This window comes from Marinobacter aromaticivorans, assembly GCF_002806975.1.
GTDB classification, from domain to species: domain Bacteria; phylum Pseudomonadota; class Gammaproteobacteria; order Pseudomonadales; family Oleiphilaceae; genus Marinobacter; species Marinobacter aromaticivorans.
This window is the reverse complement of record NZ_NIHD01000002.1, coordinates 486,929-498,824: the sequence shown is the minus strand read 5'-3', so window position 1 is coordinate 498,824 and position 11,896 is coordinate 486,929. Positions and strand designations below refer to the sequence as shown.

Sequence of the window (11,896 nt, the reverse complement as noted above, 5' to 3'; positions counted from 1 at the left end):
AGCCTCCGCTCTTTCAACTGGCCAGGGTATTATTTGGCCGCTTCAAGACCCGTTACCTTGCCGATGGTCTCATTCCAGCGATCGACCCACTTCTGGTCCACACGGTCAGCCCAGTTGGGCAGCAGTGTTGCCTGCAAGTGGCGGGACACTTCGTTGAAGTCCTCTTCAGTGGCCTCAACCAGAACCATGTCTCCGGGCTCGCCACGAACGCACTCACCCTTGCCGGTCAGGCAGGCGATACCCTCACGGGTTTCCTCTACGGCGGACTCCCACACGGGGTCTTCGTAGTTGGTCTGAATCTCGTTCTGCAGCCACTTCTGGGTTTCGGCAGACAGGGACGCCCACTTTTTACCGTTCATCGCCGTAAGCACGTAGTCCCAACCGCCAACAGGCAGCGGATACAGGTGCGTGGACACTTCATGCCAGCCAGAACTGTAGCCAGAGAGGGATCCGGTGACCGCGCAGTCAATAACGCCGCGCTGCAGCGCTCCGGGTACTTCACTGAAATTTAGTGTGATGCCCTCAGCACCGAGAGCTTGCACGAACTCAGCCGTGGTGCGCCCGCTGGCGCGAATCTTTTTGCCTTTCAGGTCCGCCAGCCCTTTGATTTCCGTGTTGCAGAACACCACCTGTGAGGGGTAAGGCGCTATGGCGAGCAGTTTCGCGTTGTTGAAGCGCGCAGCAAACGCATCGGCGAGCACGGGCCGGTAGGCATCGGCTATCTTGCGAGCGGTTTCTACGTCCGGTGCCATCATCGGCATATCCAGGCCTTCAAGCTCAGGGGCGTCCGCCACCGCATAATCGGCCACGGTGGAGGTTACCTCAATCACGTTGCGCGCCATCAAACGGTACACCTCCCCGCCCCCGAGACCCATCTGGTCAAAGGTGGTCACCTCTGTTGAGATCTGTCCGTCAGAGGCTTCGGGAATATGCTCCTGCCAGAACGGCCTCTCGAAGTTCTTGTACAGGGACAGGCTGCTCCAGGCGCCAACATAAGAGATGCTGGTGTTGTCGAGATCCTGGGCTGACGCCTGCGCGGTGACGGCCAGCATTGCGGCAGTCACTAACGGTGCGAGATATTTTCTTGTCGTCATTGCCATCTTCCTCTTTTCATTATTTTGGTGGGTTTATCTTGTATAGCAGTGTCAAAGTAAAGCCACCTGACTTTCAGGGATATCCGTGACCAGCATATGGCCCGGTGTGTGTGTAATCGCAAACCCGATCCCCGAATCCATGAGCACCTGCTGCGGTGTAACACCACAGGCCCAGAAAACCGGTATTTCATCCGGTGCTACCGAGACAGCATCTCCGTAATCAGGCGAGCCAAGATTCTTTATTCCGATCAGTGACGGGTCGCCAAGGTGCACCGGGGCGCCATGAGTCTGGGGAAATCGGGTGGTAATCTGAACCGCACGGATAGCGGCAGCAGCACGGAAGGGGCGCATGGATACAACCATATTCCCGCTGAAGCCTCCGGCCCGGCGCAGCGGTATCGAAGTCTTGTACATGGGCACGTTGCGCCCTTCCTCAATGTGGCGCACCGGCACACCGTTCTGCAGCAGGGCATGCTCAAAGCTGAATGAACAGCCCAGGGCGAAGGTCACCAGATCATCGCGCCACACAGCCGACACATCGGTCAGTGTGCTGTCGAATTCACCGTCGCGATATATGCGGTAGGAAGGCACATCCCGGGCAATGTCCAGATCCTCGCCCAGCAGATCACAGTGCCTGGCACCCGGTTCACTGACTGCCAGTACCGGGCAGGGCTTGGGGTTAGCCTGGCAGAAGCGCAGAAAACCATTGGCCTGCTCTTCCGGCATTATCACCAGATTGACCTGAACAAAGCCGTTTGCCATTCCCGCTGTCGAGCCAACCAGGGCGCCGCTGCGCGCTGCCAACCTGACATCCCGGGGTGTCACAAAAGTCTGAGAGTGATCCATCGAAGCCATGATTCTGCCTTGTTTTGGTTTTCTTAAAATTAGCGCAGAAACACTGATTAGTACAAATCGAAAATTAGAATCAACTTTGATAGAAAATACTGATCTATGGACAATTATTCGACTTTAGAAGGGCTTGGACGTCACAATTTTGAGAGACAGGTCCGCAACGGCTCGCACAACATTTGCACCCGGGGCGGCACAGTAGGCCATATTGAAAACCAGATCGGGAATGCTGGCCTCAACCTTGAATTCCCGGAGCTGACCGGTTTCGAGCTCTCTTGTGATGATCTCTTTCGGCAAGGCGCTCACCCCGATGCCATCCAGCGCCATGCGGATAATCGTCGATAGCGAGGAACTGGAATGAATCTGGGTGGAGTTGCTCATTTTATTGATCAGTGCGCGGATATTGACGTGAGGCTCGCTCAGTCGTGGGTAGGTAATGATCGGGATTTTGGCAAGCTCGGACAGGCTAACGGGCTCGGGGGGTAATGTCAGTTTCGGGCTCACAACCCAGATCAGGGAGTAGCTGTAAAAGGGCGCATTGAAAAAACCTTCCTGTTTCACCTCGCCGATAAGGAATGCGATATCAATCTCACGTTTGAGCAGTTTTTCTGACAGATTGACGGAGATATCAATATCAAGTTCCAGATTTATCGCCGGGTAGGTTTCGCTGATGCTTTCTATCAGCTCAGGGAGCCAGGTGTAAGCAACGGTTTCCGCGACACCCAGGCGGATCGTGCCTTGAATGGCATCCGGGCTGGCCACTGTTTCGAGCAAATCGGCGTGAAGCTGGAGGATTTTTTCGGCATAGGCCAGCACCTGCCGGCCTTTGGTCGTCAGTACCGCATTACGGCCGGAGCGATCGAAAAGCTCTATACCCAGCTCGTCTTCCAGGCCGGAAATCCGGGCAGAAATCGTCGGTTGCGAGGCGTACAGCTTTTTCGCCGCCGCTCGAAAACTGCCCAGTTTGGCTATCCAGAAGAAGGTTTCTAACGACTTGATATTCATGGTGAAACAGCGCCGGGTTACCGGCGCTACTCTACCGTCACACTTTTTGCCAGGTTTCTGGGCTGATCCACATCCGTGCCCTTGAGTACGGCAACGTGGTAGGACAACAGCTGTAACGGAACGGTATAAACAATCGGCGCGGTAATTTCATGCACTTCCGGTAGCTGCACCACGTGGATGTTTTCTTCCGGCTTTACGTTGGCAGCGCGGTCTGCAAATACAAACAACTCTCCACCCCGGGCGCGAACCTCTTCGAGGTTCGATTTCAGCTTCTCCGCCATACTGTTATTGGGCGCAACCGTGATCACGGGCATTTCGCTATCCACCAGTGCCAGCGGGCCGTGTTTCAGTTCACCGGCGGGGTAGGCCTCAGCATGGATATAGGAGATCTCTTTCAGTTTCAGCGCACCTTCCATTGCCACCGGGAATTGAGAGCCGCGCCCCAGAAACAGGGCATGGTTTTTTTCCACAAAGCGCTCGGACATCTCTGCGATTTCGCCTTCCAGCGCCAGCACATCGCTGACCTGACCCGGCACCAGGTGCAGTGCTTTAACGATATCCGCTTCCCGCTCTGCACTCAGGCCGTTTTTGCGCGCCAGTGCCAGGGAGAAGATCAGTAACGCTGTGAGCTGGGTGGTAAAGGCTTTGGTGGAAGCAACACCGATTTCCGGGCCCGCCTGGGTCATGATCACCAGGTCGGATTCCCGCACCAATGAACTTCCCGGAACGTTACAGATGGCCAGCGCAGCGCGGAACCCGGCTTTTTTGGCCTGGCGCAGCGCAGCAAGTGTGTCTGCCGTTTCACCGGACTGGGAAATACACAGAAACAGCGTATCCTTCTGGATAACGTGCTTGCGGTAACGGAATTCCGAGGCCACCTCCACCGAGCAGGGCACCCCGGCCAGGTCCTCGATCCAGTAACGGGCAACCATGCCGGCGTGGTAACTGGTACCACAGGCAATAATCTGCACGTGGCGAACATCTTGCAGAAGCTCTCCCGCTTCGATTCCAAGCGCCTGTTCCAGCACCCGCGAATCCGTTACACGGCCTTCCATGGTGGCCTTGATAACGCGGGGCTGCTCGTGAATCTCTTTGAGCATGTAGTGGCGGTATTCGCCCTTCTCTGCAGCATCTGCGCTGTGTTCAAACCGGCTGACCGCACGGTCAACCAGCGCACCCTCGCGGTCATGAATCTCGATACTGTCGCGGCGGATATCGGCCAGATCACCCTCTTCCAGAAACATGAAGCGGTCAGTCACGGGCAGCAGCGCAAGCTGGTCCGAGGCAATGAAGTTCTCACCGATGCCCACACCAATCACCAGCGGGCTGCCTTCGCGGCACACCACCATATGCTCTGGCTCATCGGCATGTACTACGGCCAGGGCATAAGCCCCGCGCAAACGGGTGACGGCCGTCTTTACGGCGTCGTAAAGTTTGCCCAGCTCGCGGTAGTTCTTTTCAATGAGGTGCACAACCACTTCGGTATCGGTCTGCGAGGTAAACTCAAAGCCGTCGGCCTTCAGCTCTTCACGCAGCTCCTGATAGTTCTCGATGATGCCGTTATGAACAATAGCCAGGCGATCACCGGACATATGGGGGTGGGCGTTAAGCTGTGACGGCTCACCATGGGTCGCCCAGCGGGTGTGGGCAATACCCAGATGCCCCGAAAGCGGGCTGGCTTCAATGGCGGCAGCAAGGGATTCCACCTTGCCAACTTCCCGGGCGCGCTGAACAGCGCTCTTTCCATCCAGAACGGCCATACCGGCGGAATCGTACCCACGGTACTCGAGGCGGCGCAGACCCTCAAGAAGAATGCCCTGGACGTCCCGTTCCGAAACTGCACCTACAATGCCACACATGCTCTATACCCTGTTCGTTAAATTATCAATGTGAATGCTGCGAAAAACGCGTCATTTCTTTTCCGGTTTCTGCCAGCCGGCAATATTCCTCTGCCGGCCCCGGGCCACAGCCAGCTCCTGTTCAGGTACATCCCTGGTGATGGTGGAGCCGGCACCGATGGTCGCGCCGGCAGCAACCGTCACCGGTGCCACCAGGGAGCTGTTGGAGCCGACGAACACACCGTCACCGAGAACAGTCTGATACTTGTTTACACCATCATAATTGCAGGTGATGGTGCCTGCACCCACGTTTACATCGGTTCCCAGCGTAGCATCACCCACGTAGCTGAGGTGGTTAATTTTGCTGCCCTCACCGACAACGGATTTTTTGGTTTCAACAAAATTGCCCACTTTAGTATTGGCCGCCAGTTGAGTGCCCGGGCGCAAACGCGCAAAAGGCCCGACCTGGGCACCGGGGCCCACACTGCTTTGCTCGATCACACTGTAGGCATGAATCTCGGTACCATCAGCTATGGTGCTGTCGCTAATAACACAACCAGGGCCAATAGACACATGGCTACCCAGCGTGACCTTGCCGCTGAACACCACATTCACATCGATCAGTACGTCGTTGCCGACAGTCAGTTCGCCGCGTACATCTACCCGTGCCGGGTCGGCCAGAGTGGCACCTTCGGTCATCAGACGATCCGCTTCCCGGGCCTGGTACCAACGCTCCAGTTCGGCCAACTGCAGGCGATTATTCACGCCCTGCACTTCAAACGGGTTGCCCGGCTGGGCTACATTGACCCTCATGCCAGCCTGCACGGCCATGGCAATGATGTCGGTCAGGTAGTATTCGCCCTGGGCGTTGCTGCTGGAAAGTTGCGGCAGCCAGGCTTTCAGATGGCGCGCGCTGACCGCGAGAATACCCGTGTTCACCTCGTTAATCGCCAACTGTTCGGTGCTGGCGTCTTTCTGCTCAACGATGGCTGTTACCCGCCCTGCCTGGTCGCGCAGAATACGACCGTAACCCTGAGGGTTGTCCAGGGTCACGGTTAACAATCCCAGTGTGCGGTCATCCAGATCCTGCAACAGTCCCTGAAGGGTCTGGGCAGTGGTCAGTGGCACATCGCCGTAAAGCACCAATACCCTGGCATCATCGGGGAGTTCCGGGAGTGTCTGGGCGACGGCATGGCCGGTACCCAGCTGTTGCTCCTGCAAGACCCAGCTGACGCGATAATGCCCGGATGCAGCCTTTACCTGATCCGCACCATGACCAATAACACCATGAACCTTCTCGGCCCCAAGGGTCTGGGCGGTGTCGATCACGTGATGGAGCATAGGCCGGCCGGCCACCTTGTGCAGTACCTTTGGCAGCGATGATTTCATCCTTGAGCCCTGGCCTGCAGCCAGGATAACAACGTGCAACGGTGACATGGGGAAACGACTCCCTTACCTGGTCGGGGTTGTATAGATAACTTTCTCTATCGATGATCAATCACATAATAAAAAAGCCGCATCCTTGGGGTGGAAACCAGCGTTGTGGTCGCCTTTTCAGGCGGAACAACACCCGCTACCCACACCGGAATGCGGCTTCTTGGGGGCAAGCCCTGGCAATCAGCCCTAACGGACGTTCTTGCGCAGTTTTTGCAGTGTACGCAGCTGAGCGGCTGCTTCGGCCAGCTCTGCGGCGGCACGATAATACTCGAACTCGCCCGTTTTATTCGCCAGCGCAGCTTCGGCATCTTTCTGGGCCTGCACTGCTGCTGCCTCATCAACGTCTTTGGCGCGCACCGCTGTATCGGCCATCAGGGTCACAAGGTTTGGCTGCACTTCCAGGTAACCCCCGGAAACGTAGAGGATTTCCTCTTCGCCACCCTGTTTGATGATCCGCACTGCCCCCGGCTTGAGCGCGGACAGCAACGGAGCATGGCCAAACTGAATGCCCAGCTCACCCTCGGTTCCGGTAGCAATCAGCATCTCTACCAGCCCGGAGTAAATCTTCTTTTCAGCGCTTACGACGTCACAATGTACAGTCATAGCCATATCTCTAAGCCTCTTGGATCAGAAAGTGAAAGAGGATTACTTACCGTCTTTCGCCTTCATGGCCTTCGCCTTTTCGATGGCCTCGTCCATAGAGCCGACCATGTAGAAAGCCTGTTCCGGCATATCATCATAGTCGCCATTGAGGATGCCTTCAAAGCTGCTGATGGTGTCTTTCAGGGACACATACTTACCTGGAGACCCGGTAAACACCTCGGCAACGTGGAACGGCTGGGACAGGAATCGTTCAATCTTACGGGCGCGGGAAACGATCAGCTTGTCTTCTTCAGACAGCTCGTCCATACCCAGAATCGCGATAATGTCTTTCAGTTCCTTATAACGCTGCAGCACGTTCTGCACACCACGGGCAACCGTGTAATGCTGCTCACCGATCACCAGCGGATCCAGCTGGCGGGAGGTGGAGTCCAGCGGATCGATCGCCGGGTAAATACCCTTGGAAGCGATGTCACGGCTCAGTACCACAGTGGCATCAAGGTGCGAGAAGGTGGTTGCCGGGGACGGGTCAGTCAAGTCATCCGCCGGTACGTATACCGCCTGGATAGACGTGATAGAACCATCTTTGGTGGAGGTAATACGCTCCTGCAGCTCACCCATCTCCTGGGCCAGTGTGGGCTGGTAACCTACCGCAGAAGGCATACGGCCCAACAGTGCCGATACCTCGGTACCCGCCAGGGTGTAACGGTAGATGTTGTCGATGAACAGGAGTACGTCACGACCTTCGTCACGGAACTTCTCGGCCATGGTGAGGCCGGTCAGCGCTACGCGCAGACGGTTTCCGGGAGGCTCGTTCATCTGGCCGTAGACCATGGCTACTTTATCAAGAACGTTGGAGTCCTTCATTTCGTAGTAGAAGTCGTTACCTTCACGAGTCCGCTCACCAACACCGGCGAACACGGAGAGACCAGAGTGCTCTTTCGCGATGTTGTTGATCAGCTCCATCATGTTAACGGTTTTACCGACACCGGCACCGCCAAACAGGCCGACCTTACCACCCTTGGCAAACGGACAGATCAGATCGATAACCTTGATGCCGGTTTCCAGCAGGTCGGCAGACGCTGCCTGGTCTGCATAGCCTGGTGCCTTGCGGTGGATACCCCAACGCTCTTCTTCACCGATGGGGCCTTGCTCGTCGATGGGTCGGCCCAGAACGTCCATGATGCGGCCCAGAGTCTGGGTGCCCACAGGCACGGAAATCGGCTTGTGTGTATTCTCTGCTTTCAGGCCTCGCTTGAGACCCTCGGTGCTGCCCATGGCGATAGTGCGAACAACGCCGTCGCCCAGCTGCTGCTGGACTTCCAGGGTTGTTTCACCACCTTCAAGCAGCAGTGCGTCGTAAACGCTTGGCACGGCGTCACGTGGAAACTCCACGTCGATAACCGCGCCAATGATCTGAACGATGTGTCCGCTACTCATGCTCGGTTCCTCGTTATCTTGATAGTCAATAAAACCAGTAGGGTTGTGGCGGATCAGACCGATGCCGCGCCGCTCACAATTTCCGAAATCTCTTGCGTAATGGCTGCCTGACGCGCTTTGTTATATACCAACTGCAGCTCGTCAATAATGTCACCTGCGTTATCGGTAGCACTCTTCATGGCAATCATCCGTGCCGCCTGTTCGCAGGCAAGATTCTCTACCACACCCTGATAAACCTGGGACTCAATAAAACGTGGCAGCAGCCCGTCCAGAATCGGGCGCGAATCCGGCTCATAAATGTAATCCCAATGGCGACCAATATCTTCATCCTTGCCTTCCGGCAGAGGCAGAAGCTGCTCCGATTTCGGCTTTTGCGTCATGGTGTTTACAAATTCGTTGTTCACCAGGTACAGACGATCGATCTTGCCGTCCTGGAAGGCATCAAGCATGACCTTGACGTTACCAACCAGGGTTTCCGCACTCGGGTTATCGCCCAGATGCGTCAGTGCAGCAATAACGTTTCCGCCGTAGTTGCGGAAAAACGATGCGCCTTTCTGCCCGATCGCACAGAGATCGGTTGGAACACCTTTTTCTTTCCAGTCACGCATTTCCCGCACAAGCAGCTTGAACACGTTCGCGTTCAAACCACCGCACAGACCGCGATCAGAGGAGACAACGATGTAGCCAACACGCTTCACCTCACGCTCAATCATGAACGGATGACGGTAATCCTTGTTGGACTTGGCAATATGTCCGATTACCTGGCGCATCTTTTCCGCGTAGGGGCGTGTTGCCTGCATACGCTCCTGAGCCTTACGCATCTTACTGGCCGCCACCATTTCCATGGCGCTGGTGATTTTCTGCGTGCTCTTGATGCTGCCGATCTGATTACGTATTTCTTTTCCGATGGCCATAGTCACTGCCTTTTCAAGTTAGACACTCATTGGGACCAACAGGCCCGCAGCAGCGGGCCGGCGGTATTACCAGGTTTGAGTGGTCTTGAATTTCTCCAGGGCAGCTTTCAGGCCAGCGGCAACCTCATCATTATAGTTGCCTTCAGGACCGATCTTCTCAAGCAGTTCTTTCTGCTCCGCCCGCATCCACTCCAGCAACTGGGCTTCAAACTTGACCACTTTGTCGACCTCTACGTCGTCAAGGAAGCCTTCGTTGGCGGCAAACAGAACGGTACCCATTTCAGCCACAGACATGGGGCTGTACTGGTTCTGCTTCATCAGTTCGGTCACACGCTGACCGTGTTCAAGCTGCTTGCGGGTGGCTTCGTCCAGATCAGAAGCAAACTGGGCAAAGGCCGCCAGCTCACGATACTGAGCCAGTGCCAGACGGATGTTACCGCCCAGTTTCTTCATGATCTTGGTCTGGGCCGAACCACCTACCCGCGATACCGAGATACCTGCGTTCATCGCCGGGCGAATACCGGAATTGAACAGGTTGGTCTCGAGGAAGATCTGACCATCGGTGATGGAGATTACGTTGGTCGGTACGAAAGCCGAGACGTCACCCGCCTGGGTTTCAATGATCGGCAGGGCGGTCAGGGAACCGGTCTTGCCTTTCACTTCACCGTTGGTGAACTGTTCAACGTAATCCACGTTAACGCGGGAAGCGCGCTCAAGCAGACGGGAGTGCAGATAGAATACATCCCCCGGATAGGCTTCCCGGCCTGGCGGACGACGCAGCAGCAGGGAAATCTGACGGTAGGCAACGGCCTGCTTGGACAGGTCATCGTATACGATCAGGGCGTCTTCGCCGCGGTCGCGGAAGTATTCACCCATGGAGGTACCGGCATAGGGCGCCAGGAACTGCATGGACGCAGGGTCAGCGGCACCCGCTGCAACCACTGTGGTGTGCGCCATGGCACCATGCTCTTCCAGTTTACGCACCACCGCCGCAATGGACGACTGCTTCTGGCCAACGGCAACGTAGATACACTTGATGCCGGTGTTCTTCTGGTTGATGATCGCGTCGATCGCAACGGCTGTTTTACCGATCTGACGGTCACCGATGATCAGCTCACGCTGGCCACGACCAATCGGAACCATGGTGTCGATTGCTTTCATACCGGTCTGAACCGGCTCATCAACGGACTGACGGGCGATAACGCCAGGAGCCACCTTCTCGACTGGTGCGGTCAGCTTGGCACCCAGATCGCCTTTACCGTCAATGGGGTTACCCAGGCCATCTACTACACGACCCAGAAGCTCCGGCCCTACCGGAACTTCCAGAATACGACCGGTACAGCGCACCTTCTGGCCTTCTGCCAGATCTTCGTAGTCGCCCAGCACCACGGCGCCAACGGAGTCGCGTTCCAGGTTCAGTGCCATGCCGAATACGCCGTTAGCGAATTCGATCATTTCGCCGTACATTACATCGGCCAGGCCGTGAATCAGCACGATACCGTCTGCTACAGACAGGATGGTGCCTTCGTTTTTTGCTTCAGAGGAGATATCGAGCTTCTCGATTCTCTTCTTGATGATGTCACTGATCTCGGATGGATTCAGTTGCTGCATGCCTTTGTCCTCAAACCTTTTGCTGAAATCAGGTGCCCAGTGCTTTGGCCATTTTTGCCAGCTTGCCACGGACTGAAGCGTCAATAACCAGATCGCCGGTATTTACCACCACGCCACCAATCAGCGAGCGATCAACAGCGGTTTCCAGGGCGACTTTACGCTCCAGTTTCCTGGACAATGCCTCTGCCAGCTTCTGTTGCTGGTCAGCCGTCATTTCAAACGCGGTACTTACCTTCATGTTAACCGTGCGCTCAAGTTCTGCGCGATAAAAGGCAAACAGGGTCGAAATTTCCGGAAGCAACGCCAGGCGCTTGCTTTCTGCAAGAATCAACAGGAAGTTTCTGAGTGCTTCAGGTAGCTGTTCATCAGTCGTATCGAAAAACAGCTCTGCCTTGCGCTCCTCAGGCAGGCCAGGGTTGGCCAGAATGTTCTTCACGGTATCGTCAGCCGCCAACAAACCAATAAAAGCAAGTGCCTGACCCCAGGAGTCAATCGCATCTTGCTCTTTCGCGGCATCAAAAACGGCTTTCGCATAGGGCCGGGCTAACGTAGTCAGTTGTGCCATGGGACCCTCGCTTAGAGTTGTGCGGCCAGCTTGTCCAGCATCTCGCTGTGAGCTTTGGCATCGACAGAGGTTTCCAGGATCTTCTCGGCACCGGCAATGGCAAGCGTTGCCACTTCTGCCCTGAGTGCTTCGCGAGCCTGAACACGCTCCTGTTGAATTTCCGCCCTGGCCTGCTCAATGAGCTTTTCACCTTCTTTGCGGGCATCATCTTTTGATGCTTCCACAATCTGGGCGGCGCGCTTGTTAGCCTGGTCAATAAGAACAGCAGCTTCTTCCTTGGCTTGCTGCAATTGTTTGGCGGCCTTTTCCTGAGCAAGCTCAAGATCCAGTGAAGCCCGGTCTGCAGCAGAAAGACCATCAGCAATTTTCTTCTGGCGCGCTTCCATGGCTGCCGTAATAGGCGGCCATACATACTTCACGCAGAACCAGACGAAAATAGCGAAGGCAATCGATTGCCCTATTAACGTAAGGTTTATATTCACGGCAATGTACCTCTTGCTATTCGTTGCGTGCTGGAAACCAAAAAACCGGGCGTCTGGCTCA

11 protein-coding genes are annotated in these 11,896 nt (G+C 55.8%); all 11 read right to left on the bottom strand.

The annotated features are described in order from the left end of the window. Positions 1 to 29: 29 nt before the first annotated feature. The gene (locus tag CDH48_RS05055) at positions 30 to 1,094 is read right to left on the bottom strand and encodes a TRAP transporter substrate-binding protein (RefSeq protein WP_100687622.1); all 1,065 of its coding nucleotides are present in this window, start codon (positions 1,092 to 1,094) and stop codon (positions 30 to 32) included. A gap of 51 nt (positions 1,095 to 1,145) precedes the next feature. Next, positions 1,146 to 1,949 carry a putative hydro-lyase gene (locus tag CDH48_RS05050; RefSeq protein WP_100687621.1) on the bottom strand — a complete coding sequence of 268 codons (804 nt, stop codon included), beginning with the start codon at positions 1,947 to 1,949 and terminating at the stop codon, positions 1,146 to 1,148. A gap of 114 nt (positions 1,950 to 2,063) precedes the next feature. After that, entirely contained in the window at positions 2,064 to 2,948 is an 885-nt protein-coding gene (locus tag CDH48_RS05045; RefSeq protein ID WP_100687620.1) for a LysR family transcriptional regulator, read from the bottom strand. A 26-nt stretch (positions 2,949 to 2,974) separates the two neighbouring features. Further along, complete coding sequence (gene glmS / locus CDH48_RS05040) at positions 2,975 to 4,807, bottom strand: glutamine--fructose-6-phosphate transaminase (isomerizing) (protein WP_100687619.1); 1,833 nt, start codon at positions 4,805 to 4,807, stop codon at positions 2,975 to 2,977. Between the two features lie 51 nt (positions 4,808 to 4,858). Then, on the bottom strand, positions 4,859 to 6,223 hold the full coding sequence (gene glmU / locus CDH48_RS05035; RefSeq protein ID WP_100687618.1) for a bifunctional UDP-N-acetylglucosamine diphosphorylase/glucosamine-1-phosphate N-acetyltransferase GlmU: 1,365 nt from the start codon (positions 6,221 to 6,223) through the stop codon (positions 4,859 to 4,861). 186 nt (positions 6,224 to 6,409) lie between these two features. After that, positions 6,410 to 6,832 (bottom strand): F0F1 ATP synthase subunit epsilon, encoded by a 423-nt coding sequence (locus tag CDH48_RS05030; RefSeq protein WP_100687617.1) that lies wholly within the window; start codon positions 6,830 to 6,832, stop codon positions 6,410 to 6,412. 36 nt (positions 6,833 to 6,868) lie between these two features. Then, positions 6,869 to 8,263: a F0F1 ATP synthase subunit beta gene (atpD, locus tag CDH48_RS05025; RefSeq protein ID WP_100687616.1), complete on the bottom strand. Its 1,395-nt coding sequence runs from the start codon at positions 8,261 to 8,263 to the stop codon at positions 6,869 to 6,871. 53 nt (positions 8,264 to 8,316) lie between these two features. Then, positions 8,317 to 9,177, bottom strand: coding sequence for a F0F1 ATP synthase subunit gamma (atpG, locus tag CDH48_RS05020; RefSeq protein ID WP_100687615.1), 861 nt, complete (start codon positions 9,175 to 9,177; stop codon positions 8,317 to 8,319). 66 nt (positions 9,178 to 9,243) lie between these two features. Further along, a complete protein-coding gene (atpA, locus tag CDH48_RS05015) occupies positions 9,244 to 10,788 on the bottom strand; it encodes a F0F1 ATP synthase subunit alpha (protein ID WP_100687614.1) in 1,545 nt (514 codons plus the stop codon). A 28-nt stretch (positions 10,789 to 10,816) separates the two neighbouring features. Next, entirely contained in the window at positions 10,817 to 11,353 is a 537-nt protein-coding gene (locus tag CDH48_RS05010; RefSeq protein WP_100687613.1) for a F0F1 ATP synthase subunit delta, read from the bottom strand. 11 nt (positions 11,354 to 11,364) lie between these two features. Continuing rightward, positions 11,365 to 11,835, bottom strand: a complete 471-nt coding sequence (locus CDH48_RS05005; RefSeq protein WP_100687612.1) for a F0F1 ATP synthase subunit B — start codon at positions 11,833 to 11,835, stop codon at positions 11,365 to 11,367. Between the last annotated feature and the right edge of the window lie 61 nt (positions 11,836 to 11,896).

Coding starts and splice junctions, on each gene's coding strand:
- atpG (WP_100687615.1), bottom strand. CDS start 9,177: ATGGCCATCGGAAAAGAAATACGTAATCAGATCGGCAGCATCAAGAGC.
- atpA (WP_100687614.1), bottom strand. CDS start 10,788: ATGCAGCAACTGAATCCATCCGAGATCAGTGACATCATCAAGAAGAGA.
- glmS (WP_100687619.1), bottom strand. CDS start 4,807: ATGTGTGGCATTGTAGGTGCAGTTTCGGAACGGGACGTCCAGGGCATT.
- CDH48_RS05010 (WP_100687613.1), bottom strand. CDS start 11,353: ATGGCACAACTGACTACGTTAGCCCGGCCCTATGCGAAAGCCGTTTTT.
- CDH48_RS05045 (WP_100687620.1), bottom strand. CDS start 2,948: ATGAATATCAAGTCGTTAGAAACCTTCTTCTGGATAGCCAAACTGGGC.
- atpD (WP_100687616.1), bottom strand. CDS start 8,263: ATGAGTAGCGGACACATCGTTCAGATCATTGGCGCGGTTATCGACGTG.
- CDH48_RS05030 (WP_100687617.1), bottom strand. CDS start 6,832: ATGGCTATGACTGTACATTGTGACGTCGTAAGCGCTGAAAAGAAGATT.
- CDH48_RS05055 (WP_100687622.1), bottom strand. CDS start 1,094: ATGACGACAAGAAAATATCTCGCACCGTTAGTGACTGCCGCAATGCTG.
- glmU (WP_100687618.1), bottom strand. CDS start 6,223: ATGTCACCGTTGCACGTTGTTATCCTGGCTGCAGGCCAGGGCTCAAGG.
- CDH48_RS05050 (WP_100687621.1), bottom strand. CDS start 1,949: ATGGCTTCGATGGATCACTCTCAGACTTTTGTGACACCCCGGGATGTC.